Source organism: Ornithinibacillus caprae, from assembly GCF_009728145.1.
GTDB classification, from domain to species: Bacteria; Bacillota; Bacilli; order Bacillales; family Amphibacillaceae; genus Ornithinibacillus; species Ornithinibacillus caprae.
The window spans coordinates 90,453-110,761 of sequence record NZ_WOCA01000001.1; the positions used below are offsets into that span (position 1 = coordinate 90,453).

The window sequence follows — 20,309 nt, forward strand, 5'->3', positions numbered from 1 at the left end:
AGAATCTAAGCAACTTGAGGTGAAGGTTTAATGAAGAAAATAGGCGTACTAACTAGTGGTGGCGATGCACCAGGCATGAATGCAGCAATTCGTGCAGTTGTTAGAAAGTGCATCTATCATAATGTTGAAGTTTATGGAATAAAAAACGGCTATCAAGGACTTATCGAAGGTAATATAGAAAAAATGGAAATTGGTTCAGTTGGCGATATTATCCAACGCGGTGGAACGAAATTATATTCTGCACGTTGTGAGGAATTCAAAACAGATGCTGGACAAAATAAAGGTATTGAACAGCTTAAGAAGTTTGGGATTGAAGGATTAGTCGTAATTGGTGGAGACGGTAGCTTTAGAGGGGCGCAAAAACTTACTGAAAAAGGGTATCCATGTATAGGTGTTCCTGGAACAATCGATAATGATATCCCAGGAACTGACTTTACAATTGGATTTGATACAGCATTAAATACGATTATTGAAGCAATTGATAAAATACGTGATACAGCTACATCACATGAACGTACATACGTAATTGAAGTGATGGGTCGTAACGCAGGTGACCTTGCTTTGTGGGCTGGTTTAGCTGATGGTGCAGAAAGTATTCTTATTCCAGAGCAACCAGATGATTTTGAGGATGTTATTGAACGTCTAAAACGTGGACATGAACGCGGGAAAAAACATAGTATTATTATTCTTGCAGAAGGTGTAGGTAGCGGAATTGATTACGGTAAACGAATCCAAGAAGCTACGGACTTGGAAACTAGAGTAACCGTATTAGGTCATATTCAACGAGGTGGATCCCCTACAGCAAACGATCGAGTGTTAGCTAGTCGTTTAGGAGCCAAAGCAGTTGATTTATTATTGGCTGGTAAAGCCGGTAGAATGGTTGGTATTCAAAATAATAAACTAGTAGACCATGACATAAATACGATCTTAACGGTTGAACATATGATTGACGAAGATATGTATAAATTATCTAAAGAATTATCGATCTAAACCTGGTTTGATTTAGGTTTTGAAATAATAAGGTTCATATAATGTAGGAGGATTTTTAAATGAGAAAAACGAAGATAGTTTGTACGATTGGACCTGCTTCAGAGTCGATCGGAAAGTTAGAGCAATTAATTGAAGCTGGAATGAATGTTGCACGCTTAAACTTTTCCCATGGGGATTACGAAGAGCATGGCAATCGAATTAAAAACATTCGTGCTGCTGCTGAGAAAACAGGAAAGACAGTTGCAATACTTTTAGATACAAAAGGACCAGAAATTCGTACTGGGACATTCAGGGATGGACAGGCTGAACTAGTTGAAGGAAATATCGTTTATATTTCTATGAAAGAAGTAGAAGGAACAGCAGAACGTTTTTCCATTACGTATGATGGATTAATTGATGACGTTCATGAAGGTTCAAAAATCTTATTAGATGATGGTCTAATTGAGTTAGAAGTAGTAGAAATTGATCATGCAAATAAAGAATTAAAAACAAAAACGTTAAACTCTGGAACAATTAAAAATAAAAAAGGTGTTAACGTACCAAACGTAAAAGTTAATTTGCCGGGAATAACAGAGAAAGACGCAAATGATATTGTTTTTGGTATTGAACAGGATGTGGATTTTATTGCTGCTTCATTTGTTCGTCGTCCTTCTGATGTATTAGATATTAAAGAATTGCTAGAGAAGCATCAAGCAGAGCATATAAAAATCATTCCTAAGATTGAAAATCAAGAAGGTGTAGATAATATTGACAGTATATTAGAAGTCAGTGATGGCTTAATGGTTGCTCGTGGAGATCTTGGTGTAGAAATTCCTGCAGAGGATGTGCCGTTAGTTCAAAAGGAACTGATTAGAAAATGTAATACAGCCGGTAAACCGGTTATTACAGCGACACAAATGCTTGATTCCATGCAACGCAATCCAAGGCCAACAAGAGCAGAAGCTTCTGATGTTGCGAATGCTATCTTTGATGGTACAGATGCAATTATGTTATCTGGTGAAACAGCTGCGGGTAATTATCCAGTGGAATCTGTTAAAACAATGAACAACATAGCTGTTAAGACAGAAACTGGTTTAGATCATCGTACAATTCTAAAGCATCGTTCACAATCAGTCGATATGACAATAACGGATGCTATTAGTCAATCTGTAACACATACTGCAATGAATTTATCAGTGGATGCAATAATTACTCCAACTGAAAGTGGTCATACCGCAAGAATGATTTCTAAATATAGACCAGATTCACCAATTGTTGCTGTTACCTTCTCTGAACGGGTAAATCGTCAGCTATCTTTAGTTTGGGGTGTTCATGCTGTTATGGGTGGTAGAGCATCGTCAACAGACGAAATGTTGGATGTAGCAATCGATGCCGGAATTGGTGCTAACTTATTTAGTCGTGGTAGCCGCGTGATTATTACAGCAGGTGTACCTGTAGGTGAAAGTGGAACAACTAACTTGATGAAAGTTCATGTTATTGGGGACGTAATTGCGAAAGGTCAAGGTGTTGGAAAAAGAGTTGCTTATGGAAGAGCGATTATCGCGAAAAATTCAAACGAAGCAATTGATAAAGTAAAAGATGGAGATATCATTGTTACCTATGGAACAGATCGTGATATGATGCCTGCAATTGAAAAAGCTAGTGGTATTATCACAGAAGAAGGCGGACTAACTTCACACGCTGCCGTGGTAGGGCTAAGTTTGGGTATACCTGTTATTGTAGGTGTTAAAGATGTTGTTGATCAGCTTACTGATGGAGAAGATATTACAATAGATGGTAGCAAAGGTGATATTTATAAAGGTCATGCTAGTGTACTTTAAAAAGAAGGGGATAACTCCCTTCTTTTTTAGCAAATAAGAAATACTGCATAAGTGCAACATGGCTGTTTTACCATAAAACTTGGTGAAATAGCCAAATTCTCTAACATGATCGCTATTCTTAATAATTTGTAATTAGAAAGGGTGAAGTTGGATGCGCTGGTTGTTACTAGCTTTTCTTATAGTTCCAGCCCTAGAGATTGGTGTATTCCTATGGACTGGAGGGATGATTGGACCATGGTGGGTTGTTGGATTAATTCTACTTACAGGAGTTGTTGGAGTAGCGCTTGCCAGACAACAAGGTATGGAAACCTGGCAGCGTGCAAGGAATTCGATGAACTATGGCCAGGTACCAACAGAAGAAATTCTAGATGGGATCTGTATTTTTGTTGGTGGTGTATTTTTATTCACACCTGGATTTATAACAGATATTGCTGGTTTTATACTAGTTATACCAAGTACACGAGGATTGTTCAAAGGAATGTTGCAACGCTTTATTAAACGGTTAATTGACAAAGATATGGTGATTTATCGTAAATGGTAGTGCTAATCCTATCCTTTTATAAAACTCCATATTCTCAGAAATGCACCTGACTGTATGAGTACATAGAAACTAATCATTACGATTGGGGCAAAGAGAATACCCATTACTCCCCATATTTGAATACAAATAAATAAAATAAATAATCCAAATAATGGGTTAACCCCTATGCTATCAGATAATACTTTTGGCTCTAAGATTTGACGTACAACAATAATGATGCCGAATAAAATAGATAGACTAATGGTCATTGCATAATTTGCTGTAACAAATGAGTAGATAATCCATGGAATAAAAATCATACCAGTTCCTATAAACGGCAAAATATCGAAAATAGCTGCAATGAACGTAATCGTTAAGGCATGTTCAACCTGAAGGATCATTAACCCTATCAAAATAATACATGTTGTAATTGAAATTAGAATAGATTGTGCTTTTAGATAACCTGCAAATGCTCGTTTAAAATGAATACTAATGTTCTTAAAAAAGTCCATCGCTTTTTGGGAAATAGAGCGGTGAATGTGTTCCTTTAAGCTGTTCCAATCTTTCGTAATAAAGAATGTAGCTAGAATGATAAATAAAATAATTGTTACAGAGTTAGGTAATACTAGAATAACCGTTGGGATATTTAAGAAAAAGCTTTGCAACAAGGTAGTTCCAGTTGTTGTGATATTATTTAAAAACTGCTGTATTTTATCACTTATGGTTTCTTGCTGTGCAGGGTGTAACGTGTTGAAATATGAAGTTATCGTTTCATATAATGGTAATAGTTTCGTGTAAACAAATTCCTCTATGATGGATATGAATGATTGAAAATAAGTTGGAATCATGTCAGCGAGATAGATGGTTCCCTGGATAATTTCTGAAATGATTAAGAAGATGATTCCAATTAATATAAAAAATATAAATATAATCACTATAAAAGTAGCAAGTGTTCGAGGTACTCTTCCTTTTTCCTCTAATAAAGTAACTAGTGGATTAATTAGAAACGATACTCCAATTGCAATAAGAAATGGATACGTAAACGGTATTGTATATACAAATAGAAAGTAGCAACCCAAGATAATAGCTATGATCATTACACATCTTAATATTTGATTAGATACCTGCTTGTACATAAAATAACCCCATTTTAAATTGGAACTATAATTCTCTATAGTTTTACTTATGATCACATTTGGAAATTTAGACGTGCCTCCATGTATAAAAAATACATGTTTTTGTTTAGTAGGTAGGAAAGCATAAACCATTTGCATCGTGTATACGTGCAGAGAAGGCATTCCACATAAAGGATGGGCTGAATATTAAGATTTCTAAAATGGCATAAAAACAGGTTTTTTGTCGCTCGAAAATGAATATTTATGAAATAATCCTCGAAAATTAAACGGTTTCAATTCACATTATCGTCCGAATACTTTATAATTGTTCATGGGGATGGCAATGTTTTTCTTTTACAAGGGATATTGTCGATAATATTTTAACATTATATATGTTATAACTCTTAAACTATCTATAGAAAAGGAGAGGGTTTATATGACAGCAACGAAAGGACTTGAAGGGGTTGTTGCAACACAATCATCGATTAGTTCTATTATTGATGATCAACTTACATATGTTGGTTATAAAATTGATGATTTAGCTGAGAATTCAAGTTTTGAGGAAGTAGTTTATTTATTATGGAACTTGAAACTACCAACTCAATCTGAATTAGAAGCTTTTAAAAAAGACCTTGCAGACCATATGGAGGTGCCTGACGCGGTTATAGAACATTTACGTTCTTATGACTTATCTACTGTACACCCAATGGCAGCATTACGTACTGCAGTTTCTTTATTAGGATTATATGATGAAGAAGCAGACGTGATGGACGAAGAAGCAAACAGACGTAAAGCTATTCGTTTACAAGCACAAATTTCAAGTGTAGTGGCTGCTTTTGCTAGAATTCGTAAAGGACTAGATCCTGTTAAACCGAAACAAGGTGTTAGCTATGCAGAAAACTTCTTATATATGCTAAATGGAAAAGATCCAGAAGCTATTGAAGTTGAAGCTATAAATAAAGCGTTAGTACTTCATGCTGATCACGAATTAAATGCATCTACATTTACTGCAAGAGTATGTGTAGCTACTTTATCAGATGTTTACTCTGGTATTACTGCCGCTATTGGAGCATTAAAAGGACCACTACACGGTGGAGCAAACGAACGGGTAATGAAGATGTTAACTGAAATTGGTGAAGAAGAAAACGCAATCCCTTACATTAAAGAAAAGCTTGCAAACAAAGAAAAGATCATGGGTATGGGCCATCGCGTGTATCGTAATGGTGATCCTCGTGCCAAACACTTAGAGAAAATGTCAAAAGAACTTACGAAGCTTACAGGACAGGAAAAATGGTATAACATGTCCGTTAAAATTGAAGAATACATTAAAGAGAATAAAGGACTTCCTGCTAACGTTGATTTCTACTCGGCATCTGTATACCATAGTCTAGGAATTGATCATGATTTATTTACACCTATTTTTGCAATGAGTCGTGTATCAGGATGGTTAGCACATATCCTAGAGCAGTATTCAAATAACCGTTTAATTCGCCCTCGTGCGGAGTGGGTAGGACCAAATACACAAGAATATGTAGCAATTGAAAATCGCTAGATGAAATAATAAAATGATAATAGCCGGATTTTCCCGGCTATTATTCTGATAAATTACAGGTATAAAGACTAGGAGGATATCGTTATGACACAAGGTGAAAAAATCGTAGTAGAAAATGGACAGATGAAAGTTCCTAACAATCCAATTGTTCCTTTTATCGAAGGAGACGGAACTGGTCCAGACATTTGGGCAGCAGCTAGCAGAGTTCTAGAAGCAGCTGTTGAGAAAGCATACAATGGTACGAAAAAAATTGAATGGTTAGAGGTACTAGCAGGTCAAAAAGCTTTTGATCAAACTGGTGAATGGTTACCACAAGAAACACTAGATAAAATTGATGAATACAAAATTGCAATTAAAGGACCTCTAACAACTCCGATTGGAGGAGGAATTCGTTCATTAAACGTAGCATTACGTCAAGAACTAGACTTATTTACTTGTTTACGTCCTGTACGTTATTTTGAAGGTGTACCATCCCCTGTTAAACGTCCTGAAGATGTGGATATGGTTATTTTCCGTGAAAACACAGAAGATATCTATGCTGGAATCGAATGGCAAAAAGGTTCTGACGAAGTGAAAAAAGTTATCGAATTCTTAAATAATGAAATGGGAGTACATAAAATTCGTTTCCCAGAAACTTCTGGTATTGGAATCAAGCCTGTATCTGAAGAGGGAACAAAGCGTTTAGTGCGTTCAGCGATCGAATACGCGTTAACAGAAGGTCGTAGTAGCGTAACACTTGTTCACAAAGGGAACATTATGAAATTTACAGAAGGTGCGTTTAAAAATTGGGGATACGAAGTGGCTGAGCAAGAATTCGGTGATAAAGTATTCACATGGGCAGAATACGATCGTATCGTTGAAAAAGAAGGAAAAGATGCAGCGAACAAAGCTCAAGATGAAGCTGTTGCAGCTGGTAAAATTATTGTAAAAGATGCGATTGCTGATATTTTCCTACAACAAATTCTAACTCGTCCAAATGAGTTTGATGTTGTTGCTACAATGAACTTAAACGGAGACTATATTTCTGATGCACTTGCAGCACAAGTGGGTGGAATTGGTATTGCACCAGGTGCAAATATTAATTACAACACTGGACATGCAATCTTTGAGGCTACACATGGTACAGCGCCTAAATATGCAGGTTTAGATAAAGTAAATCCATCATCAGTGATTCTATCAGGTGTACTAATGCTTGAACATCTTGGTTGGAGAGAAGCAGCTGATTTAATTACTAAATCTATGGATAAAACTATTGCTTCTAAAGTTGTAACATACGACTTTGCTCGTCTAATGGATGGTGCAACGGAAGTAAAATGTTCGGAATTTGGTAATGAATTAATTCAAAATATGGAGTAATCGCTCTAGCACTTGTCTCGCCACGTCCTTATACAAGGACGTGGCGGATTCTAGTTTTTCATCCTAATACCGCGACAGAGGAGGATTTATCATGGGTAACAAAAGAAAGAAGATTTCGGTAATCGGTTCAGGTTTCACCGGAGCAACAACAGCACTAATGGTGGCTCAAAAAGAGCTAGGAGATGTAGTTCTTGTTGATATTCCAAATATGGAAGACCCGACAAAAGGTAAAGCTTTAGACATGTTGGAAGCTAGTCCTGTACAAGGATTTGATGCAAACATTATTGGTACTGCGGATTATGCTGAAACAAAAGATTCGGATCTTGTAATCATTACTGCAGGAATTGCTCGTAAGCCGGGAATGAGTCGTGATGATCTTGTAAACACAAATGCTAAAATCATGAAATCAGTAACACAAGAGGTTGTAAAATACTCACCTGAAACAACAATTGTTGTTTTAACAAATCCAGTTGATGCTATGACATACACGGTATATAAAGAATCTGGTTTCCCGAAAGAACGTGTCATTGGTCAGTCTGGAGTACTTGATACAGCTCGTTTCCGTACATTTGTGGCTCAAGAATTGAACCTGTCTGTTAAAGATGTTACTGGCTTTGTATTGGGTGGACATGGGGACGATATGGTTCCGCTAATCCGTTACTCTTATGCCGGTGGTATTCCATTAGAAAAGCTAATCTCTAAAGATCGCTTGGATGCAATTATCCAGCGAACACGTACTGGTGGTGGAGAGATTGTTAATCTACTAGGTAATGGGAGTGCATACTATGCACCTGCTGCATCTTTAACTGTTATGGCGGAAGCTATCCTTAAAGATCAACGTCGTGTTCTTCCTTCTATAGCATACTTAGAAGGTGAATATGGATATAATGACATCTATCTTGGTGTACCTACTATCCTTGGTGGAAATGGTATTGAGGAAATTATTGAACTTGATTTAACAGAAGAGGAAAAAGCTGCATTAGATAAATCAGCAGAATCTGTTAAGAGTGTTTTAAATATCTTAAATTAATTAAAAATCAATAAAAGCATCTTTCTATGTAGGAAGGTGCTTTTTAACATTTTATCGAACTTGGGCGAGAAGACTCCTTCCTCAAAACGCGACAGCGTTTAGGTAGGAGATGAATCGCCTATTTTTTTGGCAGATAAGAAAGTATAAGATTTCTTATGCTGCATAAGTGCAACTAAGGCTTTTGCCATAAATACTTGGCAAAAGCCAAGTTTTCCAATGTGTAGATAAATGAAAATCTAAAACCATGACAAACATACGATCCATTTGGTTTGTGTAAGTAAGAAACAGCATTTTTAAAAACTATGCTAGAATGTTGATATATGGTATAATAGAAAACGCTTACATATTTGGAGGTGCTACAATGATTGGAAAAAAAAGAAAGTTAGGTAAAAAGATTAACGATCTACATATTGGTGAATCTTATACAGCAACCCATATGATTCAAGACAAGGATCTATTGTTGTATTTAGGTTTAACAAATGATGCAAACCCTCTCTATATTCAACATGACTATGCATCTCAGACCCCTTATCACCAACCGATAGTACCATCTGTTATGCTTTTTGGGATGGTTTCTTCTATTGTTTCCATGCACTTACCAGGCCCAGGAAGTCATATTATCGAGCATGAAATGAAATTTCCAAAGCCGGTATACCATAATACCGAAGTGAAATTTACGATTGAAATAACTGCTATTGATGAAAAAAATCACCATGTTACATTATCCGTTCATGGATTCGATGTCGAAGGCGATGAAGTGATCTATGGAAAATTAACCGTATGTCCTGCTTATGAACCCAAATCAATTACTGCAAGTTCATTAGAAAATTTCTTTTAAGAAAAAATATAACTATCCAATTATGGATAGTTTTTTTAAAATAAGAAAACATATATTCACCTATTATGTTTTTTAAAGTTTTCTTTACAATTGAAATCCTTTGTTTATTTTATTTATCATCCATTGTAAGATAAATATAAGGGATTGTTTTATCGAAATGGGGAATGGATAATGAACGAAAAAATTCTTATTGTAGATGATGAAAGTTCAATTGTAACATTATTAAAGTTTAATATTGAAAAGGCAGGTTTTCAAACTGATGTAGCATACGATGGATTGGAAGCCGTTAATAAAGTTGAAGAAAATGAATATGATTTAATCGTGTTGGATTTAATGCTACCAGAGATGGATGGTATGGAAGTATGCAAACATTTAAGAAGACAACAAATTGACACACCAATATTAATGTTGACTGCTAAAGATGAAGAATTTGATAAAGTATTAGGATTAGAAATAGGAGCTGACGACTATTTAACCAAACCATTTAGTCCGAAAGAGGTCGTAGCACGTATTAAAGCAATATTAAGAAGGACTACGAAACAGTCAGACAATCGCCAAAACACACTAAAAATTGGTGATATTATTATTTATCCTGAAAGATATGAAGCAGAAAAAGGGAATGAAGTATTAACCTTTACTCGTAAAGAATTTGAGTTACTACATTATCTTGCAAATCACAAAGGAAAAGTCCTTTCTAGAGATCAATTATTAAGTGCGGTATGGGATTATGATTTTGTTGGGGATACTAGGATTGTAGATGTTCATATCAGTCATTTGCGAGAAAAAATAGAACCAGATACAAAAAAACCGGTGTATATTAAAACAATCCGTGGATTGGGATATAAAATGGAGGTTCCAACTACATGAAGTCGCTTTTTAAGAAACCGATTAATTATTATGCAATAGGTATTACGATTTTAATCATTATTACCGGTTTCGTATTACTTCAAGTAATTGATAATTATATCGTATTGGCTTCTGTTTTATTAACGGAATACATCATTTTGATCATGATTCTTCTTCATGTATTTGATACTTATATTAAACCGATTCAAAAGGCAACGAAAACGATGGATGAATTAGTTAAAGGTAATTTTCGAGCGAGAATGCACCACCCAATAACAGGTAGTATTGGGGAACTAAGCAGTAAAATTAATGCTTTAGCACGAAACTTAAGTGAACTATCATTCCATGAACAAATGCAAGCGGAACAATTTTCTACAGTTATTAATAATACCCAAAGTGGATTAGTGTTAATCGATGAAAAAGGGTATATCCATTTAGTCAATCGAAAGTTCGTATCGATGTTTGGAAAGGCGCAAAAAGATTACGTTGGTTATTTATATTACGATGTTCTTTCAAATGAGAAGGTGCACCGTACGGTTCAAGAAACATTTTTGTATGAGAAAAATGTAAAAAAATCCTTCACAAAAATGAATGGAGGAAGGCAGTATATAGAAATAGTTGGTGCACCCATATTTAATGAACGAAATATATTAAAAGGTGCAGTGCTAGTATTTTATGATATTACGGAGTTAAAAAAACTAGAAGTAATGCGTAAAGACTTTGTAGCGAATGTATCCCATGAGTTAAAAACACCAATTACGTCGATTAAAGGGTTTTCTGAGACACTACTTGATGGTGCTATGGAAGACCCTGAATCAAGAAAGCATTTTACCCAAATTATTTATGATGAGAGCAAAAGGTTGCAATCGCTAATAGAGGATTTACTTACACTATCTAGGTTGGAAAAGGAAGATTCTCAATTAACATTGACAGAAGTTAATGTTTCTCAGTTAATTGAAGAAATTAAACCGATAATAGAACAGTATGCCGAACAACACCATATCAACTTATCTATGAAGTGTAGTGATCTATCGTTTACAGCAGATTACGATCGAGTCAAACAGGTGTTTATAAATCTTTTAACAAATGCGATTAACTATACGCCTGCTAACGGCAATGTTGCACTTTCCGTAGATGAAACGGATGAAAATATTCGAATTGAAGTTCGTGACACGGGAATTGGTATTCCGGAAGAGTCATTACCTCGAATATTTGAACGTTTTTATCGTGTAGATAAAGCGCGAAGTAGAAACACAGGTGGTACCGGTCTAGGGTTAGCAATTGTGAAGCATATAGTTGATGTTCATGAAGGAAAAATTGAAATAGATAGTGAAGTAAACAAAGGAACATCAATTAATGTTTATTTTCCGAAATGAATACTTCGCTTAATTTAAAATAATGATTTACTTTAGATATGATTAACAAGCTTAAACGCATGGGTTTTCCAGTAGGGATCCCATGTGTTTTATTGTTATTGGTTTAAGTAGTGAAGCCGTAAAAAAGAGTTCCTTTTCATCATGTCAGGAATGGTTAAGAAAAGATGGGTTCAATAAAGATGTAACGAACGTAATAAGAAGGGAAATGTACTTAATGTAATGAGGGTATTACAACGATCATGTAGTGCTCATTTTTGTGTGATTGTACATAATAAAACTATTTCTAAAAATAATAGTTAATAATATAAGTTAGTGTAAATGAAGAAAAAACAGAGACCGATTAGGAGGCGCCATGACTTATCCATCTTTTGAAGAAATCCTTGATATGCAGCATAAATTATCTGATTGGAGAAAACGATATTGGATTGAACATGATTTATTTACGTGGCAATGGTGGCTTTTACTTGCAATGTTCATTGTTCCGTGGATTATCTGGTTCAAAGTAATTCCAATAGAAAAGAAAGCGGAATGTTTATCTTTTGGTCTTTTATTAGCTGCTTTGGCTAGTCAATTAGATGAAATAGGACTTAATTTAGGCGCTTGGGCATATCCCTATCAATTAACACAATTAAACAGAGGATTAAATCCATATAATTTTTCTTTTATTCCTGTTGCCTATATGATTGTTTATTACTATTTCCCTAAGTGGAAGCATTTTATCCTTGGTAACGTGGGTGTTGCTGTATTAGCTTCATTTGTAACTGAACCTATTTTAATCAAAATGGGAATATATAAAACATTGTATTGGAAGCCAATTTATTCCTTTCCGATTTATATTCTTCTCCCTATTATTTTTCGATTAATAATTTATTATTTATTAGAAAAAAACAAGGATTAGCATATAATTTCTAATCCTTGTAAGCTTGATTTTGTACATCGTATTATCTAATTATCAAGTAAGTAGTTCTTCTTCACTTCCATCCATTACATCGAAAGCTCCATTTGAGATGTTGGCACATACGGCTAATGTAATGTTTTGATTTGGATAATATGCAGAGTGAAAACTTACACCTGGATCATATCCCATAACATGATACTTAAAGAGAGCTTCTTCTTTTTTAGTAATCCAAACCCCATAACCGTAGTATTCGTTATCATCTTCTTGAACATGTGGTGTGAGAAGCTGCGTAGTCAAATCTTTGTTAATAAGACGATAATTTGCTAGGGCATCCCAAAATTGTAGCATATCTTTGGTGGTAACAAATGCACCACCATCTGAACCACCTTGTACTGGTATAGAATACATATTTGTTCTAAAGGTGCCATCCGGGTTCTTAATATATCCTATTGCAGTATCTTTTGGAAGTTGATCTAAAGCAAAATAACCTGAATCTAGCATCCTGGCTTTACTAAAGATATACTTCTCCATATAGTCCGCGAAAGGGGTCCCGCTTACTTGTTCCACAATTAATCCCAGAAGTATGTACCCAGCGTTATTATAATGGAAATGCTCACCTGGTTTGTATTTCATCTTTTCATTTTTGAAGAATGGTAAAAAATCATGAAGTCTACGAATTTGATACATTGGTTTTTGGATCCATAATTCTTCAAAGTCGTCCATAACTTTTTCATCAAAATAATCAGGTATACCAGAAGTGTGTGTTAGAAGCTGATGAATAGTAATTCCCTTATCAAAATTCGGAAATGAAATATCAAGACAATCCGTTAATTTTGTGTCGAAGGATAATTTAGCTTCTTCAACAAGCTGACAAATGGCAACAGCAGTGAAAATTTTGCATCCAGACGCAATTCCAAATCGGGTGTGATTTGTGATTTTTAATTGGTCTGCTTTATTTGCATAACCAGTGCTTGTATCTGCAAGTACTTCTCCACTTTTTTGAATTAAGGTGGTACCGGATAATTGGATTTCTTTATAGATCCGATTGATACGATTTAATAGTTTCATGTTCATTGAATTACACTCCTATATATTTACTTTTTTATATTTATTCACACATGATAGTAGAAAAGTAAATATTAGAGTTTCTTTCATACGAATAAATTCATAATTATCGCTCCTTTTCAAAAATTATAACATAGGTCCTGTATGTAGGATACAGATTACACCGTATTTTTTTACGCCTTGTGAACGAAGTGATAAAATAGATATAATAGTAATTTGAGAATGGAGGAAACGTATCTATGTCTAATAAATTAGTTTTAATTGATGGCAATAGTATCATATACCGTGCTTTTTTTGCTCTCCCTCTACTAAATAATGATAAAGGTGTATATACAAATGCTGTTTATGGATTTACAACAATGCTACTACGTATTTTAGAAGAACAAAAACCTACTCATATGTTAGTGGCTTTTGATGCTGGCAAAACGACTTTCCGTCACAGTACATATAAAGAATATAAGGGTGGCAGACAGAAGACACCACCAGAATTATCTGAGCAATTTCCTCTCGTAAAAGAATTGCTTGATAAATTTAATATTAAACATTACCAACTAGATCAATATGAAGCGGATGATATTATTGGTACATTAGCTAAACAAGGCAATGAACAACAATGGGATGTTTCTGTTATTTCGGGTGATAAAGATTTACTACAGCTTGTTTCTGATTCTGTTACAGTTAACGTAACGAAGAAGGGAATAAGTGATGTAGAAGCCTATACTCCATCCTATCTGCTTGAAAAGATGGAAATTACGCCAGAACAAATCATTGATCTAAAAGCTCTAATGGGAGATAGCTCGGATAATATCCCAGGTGTCCCTGGAGTTGGAGAAAAAACAGCTACAAAGTTATTAAAACAATTTAAAACATTGGAAGAAGTATATGAGCATGTAGAGGAAGTCAGTGGTAAAAAACTAAAAGACAAGCTCATTAACCATAAAGAGGATGCATTTATGAGTAAGGAGTTAGCGACGATCAATCGTACCTCTCCAATTGAAATTTCACTTGAGGACTTAGTGTACACAGGGTATCACCCCAATCAAGTTAGTACTATTTTTAAGGATCTTGGCTTCCAATCATTATTGGAACGAATTGGTGTAGAAGGTGAATCGGAAGAAGAAAAAGCGGAATTAGAGGCTTTAGATTTCTCTATCGTAGATGAAGTTTCTAAAAACATGTTTACAGGTGAAGATGCTCTTGTTATCGAAATGTTAGTTGATAATTATCATAAGACACCAATAGAAGGAATTGGTCTTGTTAATCATAGTGGAGCATATTTTATTCCAACAGAGGTAGCAGCAGCTTCAAAAGAGTTTAAAACTTGGGCAGAAGAATCATCCAATAAAAAAGTAGTGTTTGATGCAAAGAAAACATTAGTAGCATTACTAAAGCATGATATCCATTTAAAGGGTATAAATTTTGATATGTTGCTCGCATCCTATTTACTAAATCCATCAGAGAACAATCATGACATACCTGCAATAGGTCATCGGTTTGGGAAGAAAGGTATTCTATTTGATGAAGAGGTTTATGGAAAAGGTGCAAAAATGAAAGTTCCCGAGGAATCTGTATTAGCAGATCATATTGTTCGAAAAACTAACGTGTTATTTGAACTACAAGCCGAGATGGAGAAGCAGTTAGAAGATAATGAGCAATTAGAATTGCTGAAGGAATTAGAGATGCCACTTGCATTAATTTTAGGAGAAATGGAACACACTGGTGTTCAAGTTGATATTGACCGGTTGGAGGAGATGGGTTCTGAACTCAAAGAACGGTTAGATGAAATTGAGCAACGTATTTATGAAATTGCAGGAGAAAGATTCAATCTGAATTCTCCTAAACAATTAGGCCCGATTTTATTTGAGAAGCTAAAGCTACCAGTTATTAAAAAAACCAAAACGGGATATTCAACAGCTGCCGATGTTCTTGAACAATTAGAAAATGAACATGAAATAATTCCTAAGATTCTTTTATATAGACAATTAGGGAAATTACAATCCACTTATATTGAAGGATTGTTAAAGGTTGTGGATAAACAGACAAGTAAAATACATACTCGTTTTAATCAAGCGTTAACGCAAACGGGAAGATTAAGTTCTATCGATCCAAACCTACAAAATATACCAATTCGTTTAGAAGAGGGGAGGAAAATTCGCCAAGCTTTTGTACCAGCGAAAAAGGATTGGATCATGTTTGCAGCGGATTATTCACAAATTGAATTGCGAGTACTAGCACATATCGCAAATGATGAAAAGCTTATCTCAGCATTTAAAAATGATTTAGATATTCATACCCAAACAGCAATGGACGTTTTTCATGTTGAAAAAGATGAGGTTACTTCTAATATGCGAAGACAGGCGAAAGCTGTTAACTTTGGAATCGTATATGGAATAAGTGACTATGGCCTTTCACAAAATCTAGGAATTACTCGAAAAGAAGCCAAGCGATTTATTGATCGATATTTTGAGAGCTATCCTGGTGTAAAGCAGTATATGGAGGATATCGTTCAAGAAGCAAAACATAAAGGATATGTAACAACTTTAATGAAGCGGAGAAGGTATTTACCTGAAATAACAAGTCGAAATTTTAACCTGCGAAGTTTTGCTGAACGAACTGCCATGAATACTCCAATTCAGGGATCAGCTGCTGATATTATTAAAAAAGCGATGATCGATTTGCATGAGAAATTGTTGGATGAAAAACTACAAGCCAGAATTCTTTTACAGGTACACGATGAATTGATTATCGAAGCACCTAAAGAAGACGTTGATTCTTTAAAAGAAATAGTACCAGCAATGATGGAAAATACAGTTGAACTAAATGTACCTTTAAAGGTTGACTATGCTTATGGATCAAGCTGGTTTGATGCAAAATAAGGAGAAATAAATATGCCAGAATTACCAGAAGTGGAAACGATTAGAAATACACTAAAACATTTTGTTCTAGATAAAAAAATTGAAGATGTACATGTTTTTTGGGGGAAAATTATCAAGGAACCAGATGATGTAGAACAATTTAAACATCTATTAATTGGACAAACCATTCACAATATCAATCGAAAAGGAAAATTCCTTTTATTTGAATTAGACGAATATACACTTATTTCGCATTTAAGAATGGAAGGGAAATATAGTGTGGTCAACCGTGAAGAGCCAATTAAAAAACATACTCATGTTATATTTAGGTTCACAGATGGAGAAGAACTTCGTTATAATGACGTCCGTAAATTTGGTACGATGCATGTCTTTCCTAAAGGACAGGAGTTTTCAGATAAGCCGCTAAATCAATTAGGACCAGATCCATTTGATGAAACGTTTACGTTTGATTATTTTTACCAAAAACTTAAAAAAACAAATCGAGTCATCAAATCTGTTCTTTTAGATCAAACTGTAGTAGCTGGTTTAGGAAATATATATGTGGATGAAACATTATTTAGAGCAGGTGTTCATCCTTTAAAAAAAGCAAACAAACTTACCAAAAAAGAAGTGAAGATGGTCCAGGAACAGGCTATTTTAACCTTAAAGGAAGCAGTGGCACAAGGCGGTACTACTATTCGTTCCTACGTAAATGGACAAGGTGAAATGGGGATGTTCCAACAAGAATTATTTGTATATGGACAAGAAAATAAGGCTTGTAAAAAATGTGGAAAACCAGTAATTAAAATGAAAGTTGGCGGTCGAGGTACGCACGTTTGTCCGAGTTGCCAACGTAATTAATAAATATTGTCTACTTTGTAGAGAAGGGAATTTCACTATGGCGTTAATTATCGGTTTAACCGGGAGTATAGCTAGTGGGAAGAGCACGGTTTCACTAATGTTTGATGATTTGAATATCCCTGTAATCGATGCTGATAAGATTTCTAGAGAGGTAGTTAAACCTGGAGAATCGGCCTATCACGAAATTGTAAAAGCATTCGGAACAGAGATCTTACGAGACGATCAGACAATTGACCGTAAGGAATTAGGTGCAATTGTATTTGCTAATGAAACAAAACGCAAAACGTTAAATCATATTGTTCATCCAGCTGTTAGAGAACGTATGCTGTACTATAGAGATTCATTGGTTGAAGATGGAGAAAAGTGTGTTGTCTTAGATATTCCATTGTTGTTTGAAAGTAAGTTAACGCATCTTGTAGATAAAACTATTGTTGTTTATGTTGATGAAAAAACACAACTCCAACGGTTAATGGAGCGTGATGGTTTTAGCGAGAATGAGGCTTTACAACGCATGAATGCACAGATTCCTGTAAAAGAAAAGGCAGCATTAGCTGATGCTGTAATCAATAATAACGGAACTAAATATGAGTCTTTTCAGCAACTAGAGAAAATCCTTAAAATCTGGGACGTCTTGTAATTTATGAAGAGGCTGAGACAAAAGTGTATCAATCAAAGGAAATCCGAACAAAAAATTTGTTCGGATTTTCCTTTGTGAAATTTTCGTAAGCTTTATTGCTAATTTTACATAGAATCCTCAGTAACCGGAAATGATGGTTGGTGTTTTATCCCCGCTCCGAAAATACACTTCGCTTTCCACGGGCTCGTAGAGGAAATCACGTTGCTGTTACTCGGCATTCTCCTGAGTGTTTTCTGGACAATTGGTAACTGCGCTTTTATATCAACTACGAATTAAGATCCAGTAGTGAAAAAATAACATTCTATACTTCCTGACCTTGAATCATTCTCCTTTAAAATGGAGCGTTTGTTTTGTTCAAGTCTCAATTTCTGTAAAAAAGTATTCCTTTTTAATATATATATGTTATACTATTTATGAAAAAAGCGAAATAAGTATAACACACTTAGGAGGACTATCAATGGAGAGAACCCGAATTGCAATTAATGGATTTGGCCGCATTGGACGAATGGTATTTCGCCAAGCAATTCAAGATGATCAATTAGAGGTTGTTGCAATCAATGCAAGTTATCCTCCAGAAACACTTGCCCATTTAGTGAAATACGATAGTGTCCATGGAATTTTTGATGGAAAAGTGGAAGCGCTTCAAGAGGCGTTAGAGGTGAATGGGAAAGAAATTCTTTTAGTTAATTCAAGAGAACCTGAAAAACTTCCTTGGAAAGAAAATGATATTGATGTCGTAATAGAAGCAACTGGTAAATTTAAGACAAAAGAAAGTGCTGGGTTACATTTAAAGGCAGGGGCAAAGAAAGTAGTAATTACAGCTCCTGGTAAAGATATTGATAAAACTATTGTAATGGGTGTAAATCATCATACCTATGAAGAAAGTGATGAGGTTATTTCCAATGCTTCCTGTACCACGAACTGTTTAGCACCGGTTGTTAAAGTACTGGATGATCGCTTTAAAATTGTTAACGGATTAATGACGACAGTTCATGCATTTACCAATGATCAAAAAAATTTAGATAACCCGCATAAGGATCTAAGACGGGCTAGAGGTTGTACACAATCTATTATCCCAACATCTACCGGTGCAGCAAAGGCGTTAGCTGAAGTTTTACCACATTTAGAAGGAAAATTACACGGTATGGCTTTACGAGTTCCAACTCCAAATGTTTCATTAGTAGATTTAGTTGTAGATGTGGAAGATACTGTAACTGTTGATGAAGTTAATCACGCATTTAAGTATGCTGAATTAAACGAATTACAAGGAATTATTAAATATAGTGAAGAACCTCTTGTATCTATTGATTATACGACAACAGAACATTCTGCAATAATTGATGGATTATCAACTATGGTCATGGAAGGCAATAAAATCAAGGTTCTAGCATGGTATGATAATGAATGGGGTTATTCGAAACGAGTCGTTAATTTAACCAAATATGTCGGATCATTTCTATATGAAAAACATGTAAATTTAACCTAGATTAATAGAAATTTTACCGGAGTTGATTCAAAATGAGAATCAGCTCTTTTTTTATGCCCAAAATTACTAGGGGATTTTTCTAAAACATGTTAAAATAATAATAGAGTATTTTGTCGGAATTAAACTATAACTGGAGTTGACATAGATGGCTATTCGTCATAAAGTATCTAAGTATTTAAATAATCATGCAGAAACAAGTGAATCACACTGGGATCCTGCATTACAAACAAAATATTATAAAACAACAAAGGACAAAGCTTTAGCTTCTTTAGAGAACTATTTTAACAATGCTTCAAAATATAAATTAAACTCCTTATCACATGAACACGGAGAGATTAGTGTTCATGTTAAAAAAGGAAAGAAAGCATTTATCGTAATTACTGTAATTATGGTACGTCCATATCAAACTGCAATTGATTTCTCTGTAACAACAGAATCAATGCTTCCTATCGACTTTGGTTATAGTTCTAAGTTAATAGTAGAATTGTATGGGCAGATCAATAAGGAATTACCTTTGATCGATAAGAAGTAAAATGATTGGAGTTAATGCAGATGAGATGTTCAAATTGTCAATATAAGAGCACTAAAGTACTAGATTCAAGACCAATAGAGGAAGGTCGATCTATCAGAAGACGGCGCGAATGTGAACAATGTGGATTTCGTTTTACTACATTTGAACGTATTGAGGAAATCCCATTAATTGTAGTAAAAAAAGATGGAACAAGACAGGAATATAGTAGAGAAAAACTAATAAGAGGACTTATCAAGTCATGTGAAAAACGACCAGTATCTATTGAAACGATCGAATCACTAGCACTTGATGTTGAGAAGGAATTACGGAATACAGGAGCTTCTGAAATAGACAGCAATGAAATTGGAGAAATGGTCATGGAAAGACTTTCAAAAATTGATGAAGTTGCCTATGTTCGTTTTGCTTCCGTTTATAGACAATTTAAAGATATTAGTGTGTTTTTAGAAGAATTAAAGGACTTGATTAATATAGATAAAAAAGAATCTGAATGAGCCAACAAATAGGCTCTTTCTTTTGGTGGATAGACATCAAG

18 protein-coding genes are annotated in these 20,309 nt (G+C 34.8%); 16 read left to right on the forward strand and 2 right to left on the reverse strand.

What is annotated here, in order from left to right; all coding sequences use genetic code 11:
- The first annotated feature begins 30 nt into the window (after positions 1–30).
- The 3 genes from pfkA to GMD78_RS00480 all read left to right on the forward strand — a co-directional run bounded on the left by pfkA (position 31) and on the right by GMD78_RS00480 (position 3,351).
- Positions 31–990 carry a 6-phosphofructokinase gene (gene pfkA, locus GMD78_RS00470; RefSeq protein ID WP_155666073.1) on the forward strand — a complete coding sequence of 320 codons (960 nt, stop codon included), beginning with the start codon at positions 31–33 and terminating at the stop codon, positions 988–990.
- A gap of 59 nt (positions 991–1,049) precedes the next feature.
- A complete protein-coding gene (pyk, locus tag GMD78_RS00475) occupies positions 1,050–2,810 on the forward strand; it encodes a pyruvate kinase (RefSeq protein WP_155666075.1) in 1,761 nt (586 codons plus the stop codon).
- Between the two features lie 151 nt (positions 2,811–2,961).
- Positions 2,962–3,351, forward strand: coding sequence for an FxsA family protein (locus GMD78_RS00480; RefSeq protein WP_155666077.1), 390 nt, complete (start codon positions 2,962–2,964; stop codon positions 3,349–3,351).
- 8 nt (positions 3,352–3,359) lie between these two features.
- Here GMD78_RS00480 and ytvI read toward each other — a convergent pair whose 3' ends face one another.
- The gene (gene ytvI, locus GMD78_RS00485; RefSeq protein WP_196493684.1) at positions 3,360–4,466 is read right to left on the reverse strand and encodes a sporulation integral membrane protein YtvI; all 1,107 of its coding nucleotides are present in this window, start codon (positions 4,464–4,466) and stop codon (positions 3,360–3,362) included.
- Positions 4,467–4,881: 415 nt separating this feature from the next.
- Here ytvI and citZ point away from each other — a divergent pair, with 415 nt between their 5' ends.
- From citZ to GMD78_RS00520, 7 genes are all read left to right on the forward strand, one after another.
- Complete coding sequence (gene citZ, locus GMD78_RS00490) at positions 4,882–5,997, forward strand: citrate synthase (protein ID WP_155666081.1); 1,116 nt, start codon at positions 4,882–4,884, stop codon at positions 5,995–5,997.
- Between the two features lie 84 nt (positions 5,998–6,081).
- Positions 6,082–7,353 carry an NADP-dependent isocitrate dehydrogenase gene (gene icd / locus GMD78_RS00495; protein ID WP_155666083.1) on the forward strand — a complete coding sequence of 424 codons (1,272 nt, stop codon included), beginning with the start codon at positions 6,082–6,084 and terminating at the stop codon, positions 7,351–7,353.
- A 91-nt stretch (positions 7,354–7,444) separates the two neighbouring features.
- The gene (mdh, locus tag GMD78_RS00500; protein WP_155666085.1) at positions 7,445–8,383 is read left to right on the forward strand and encodes a malate dehydrogenase; all 939 of its coding nucleotides are present in this window, start codon (positions 7,445–7,447) and stop codon (positions 8,381–8,383) included.
- Between the two features lie 361 nt (positions 8,384–8,744).
- Positions 8,745–9,221, forward strand: a complete 477-nt coding sequence (locus GMD78_RS00505; RefSeq protein WP_155666087.1) for a MaoC/PaaZ C-terminal domain-containing protein — start codon at positions 8,745–8,747, stop codon at positions 9,219–9,221.
- 171 nt (positions 9,222–9,392) lie between these two features.
- The gene (locus GMD78_RS00510) at positions 9,393–10,088 is read left to right on the forward strand and encodes a response regulator transcription factor (RefSeq protein WP_155666089.1); all 696 of its coding nucleotides are present in this window, start codon (positions 9,393–9,395) and stop codon (positions 10,086–10,088) included.
- On the forward strand, positions 10,085–11,443 hold the full coding sequence (gene pnpS / locus GMD78_RS00515) for a two-component system histidine kinase PnpS (protein WP_155666091.1): 1,359 nt from the start codon (positions 10,085–10,087) through the stop codon (positions 11,441–11,443). Before GMD78_RS00510 ends, pnpS begins: the two co-directional genes overlap by 4 nt.
- 352 nt (positions 11,444–11,795) lie before the next feature.
- Positions 11,796–12,341, forward strand: a complete 546-nt coding sequence (locus GMD78_RS00520; protein ID WP_155666092.1) for a CBO0543 family protein — start codon at positions 11,796–11,798, stop codon at positions 12,339–12,341.
- A gap of 54 nt (positions 12,342–12,395) precedes the next feature.
- On the opposite strand, the gene GMD78_RS00525 is transcribed toward GMD78_RS00520, so the two are convergent.
- Positions 12,396–13,415: a serine hydrolase domain-containing protein gene (locus tag GMD78_RS00525; protein ID WP_155666094.1), complete on the reverse strand. Its 1,020-nt coding sequence runs from the start codon at positions 13,413–13,415 to the stop codon at positions 12,396–12,398.
- Between the two features lie 230 nt (positions 13,416–13,645).
- On the opposite strand from GMD78_RS00525, the gene polA reads away from it, so the two are divergent.
- From polA to nrdR, 6 genes are all read left to right on the forward strand, one after another.
- On the forward strand, positions 13,646–16,282 hold the full coding sequence (gene polA / locus GMD78_RS00530; protein WP_155666096.1) for a DNA polymerase I: 2,637 nt from the start codon (positions 13,646–13,648) through the stop codon (positions 16,280–16,282).
- 12 nt (positions 16,283–16,294) lie between these two features.
- Entirely contained in the window at positions 16,295–17,122 is an 828-nt protein-coding gene (mutM, locus tag GMD78_RS00535; protein ID WP_155666098.1) for a DNA-formamidopyrimidine glycosylase, read from the forward strand.
- A 37-nt stretch (positions 17,123–17,159) separates the two neighbouring features.
- On the forward strand, positions 17,160–17,759 hold the full coding sequence (coaE, locus tag GMD78_RS00540; RefSeq protein ID WP_155666100.1) for a dephospho-CoA kinase: 600 nt from the start codon (positions 17,160–17,162) through the stop codon (positions 17,757–17,759).
- Between the two features lie 457 nt (positions 17,760–18,216).
- Positions 18,217–19,245 carry a glyceraldehyde-3-phosphate dehydrogenase gene (locus tag GMD78_RS00545; protein WP_155666102.1) on the forward strand — a complete coding sequence of 343 codons (1,029 nt, stop codon included), beginning with the start codon at positions 18,217–18,219 and terminating at the stop codon, positions 19,243–19,245.
- 145 nt (positions 19,246–19,390) lie between these two features.
- Positions 19,391–19,777 (forward strand): cytosolic protein, encoded by a 387-nt coding sequence (locus GMD78_RS00550; protein WP_155666104.1) that lies wholly within the window; start codon positions 19,391–19,393, stop codon positions 19,775–19,777.
- Positions 19,778–19,797: 20 nt separating this feature from the next.
- On the forward strand, positions 19,798–20,268 hold the full coding sequence (nrdR, locus tag GMD78_RS00555; RefSeq protein WP_155666106.1) for a transcriptional regulator NrdR: 471 nt from the start codon (positions 19,798–19,800) through the stop codon (positions 20,266–20,268).
- Positions 20,269–20,309: the final 41 nt, after the last annotated feature.

Bases quoted from the DNA above. Each gene is read 5' to 3' on its own strand.
- pfkA (WP_155666073.1), top strand. From the start codon at position 31: ATGAAGAAAATAGGCGTACTAACTAGTGGTGGCGATGCACCAGGCATG.
- pyk (WP_155666075.1), top strand. From the start codon at position 1,050: ATGAGAAAAACGAAGATAGTTTGTACGATTGGACCTGCTTCAGAGTCG.
- GMD78_RS00480 (WP_155666077.1), top strand. From the start codon at position 2,962: ATGCGCTGGTTGTTACTAGCTTTTCTTATAGTTCCAGCCCTAGAGATT.
- ytvI (WP_196493684.1), bottom strand. From the start codon at position 4,466: ATGTACAAGCAGGTATCTAATCAAATATTAAGATGTGTAATGATCATA.
- citZ (WP_155666081.1), top strand. From the start codon at position 4,882: ATGACAGCAACGAAAGGACTTGAAGGGGTTGTTGCAACACAATCATCG.
- icd (WP_155666083.1), top strand. From the start codon at position 6,082: ATGACACAAGGTGAAAAAATCGTAGTAGAAAATGGACAGATGAAAGTT.
- mdh (WP_155666085.1), top strand. From the start codon at position 7,445: ATGGGTAACAAAAGAAAGAAGATTTCGGTAATCGGTTCAGGTTTCACC.
- GMD78_RS00505 (WP_155666087.1), top strand. From the start codon at position 8,745: ATGATTGGAAAAAAAAGAAAGTTAGGTAAAAAGATTAACGATCTACAT.
- GMD78_RS00510 (WP_155666089.1), top strand. From the start codon at position 9,393: ATGAACGAAAAAATTCTTATTGTAGATGATGAAAGTTCAATTGTAACA.
- pnpS (WP_155666091.1), top strand. From the start codon at position 10,085: ATGAAGTCGCTTTTTAAGAAACCGATTAATTATTATGCAATAGGTATT.
- GMD78_RS00520 (WP_155666092.1), top strand. From the start codon at position 11,796: ATGACTTATCCATCTTTTGAAGAAATCCTTGATATGCAGCATAAATTA.
- GMD78_RS00525 (WP_155666094.1), bottom strand. From the start codon at position 13,415: ATGAACATGAAACTATTAAATCGTATCAATCGGATCTATAAAGAAATC.
- polA (WP_155666096.1), top strand. From the start codon at position 13,646: ATGTCTAATAAATTAGTTTTAATTGATGGCAATAGTATCATATACCGT.
- mutM (WP_155666098.1), top strand. From the start codon at position 16,295: ATGCCAGAATTACCAGAAGTGGAAACGATTAGAAATACACTAAAACAT.
- coaE (WP_155666100.1), top strand. From the start codon at position 17,160: ATGGCGTTAATTATCGGTTTAACCGGGAGTATAGCTAGTGGGAAGAGC.
- GMD78_RS00545 (WP_155666102.1), top strand. From the start codon at position 18,217: ATGGAGAGAACCCGAATTGCAATTAATGGATTTGGCCGCATTGGACGA.
- GMD78_RS00550 (WP_155666104.1), top strand. From the start codon at position 19,391: ATGGCTATTCGTCATAAAGTATCTAAGTATTTAAATAATCATGCAGAA.
- nrdR (WP_155666106.1), top strand. From the start codon at position 19,798: ATGAGATGTTCAAATTGTCAATATAAGAGCACTAAAGTACTAGATTCA.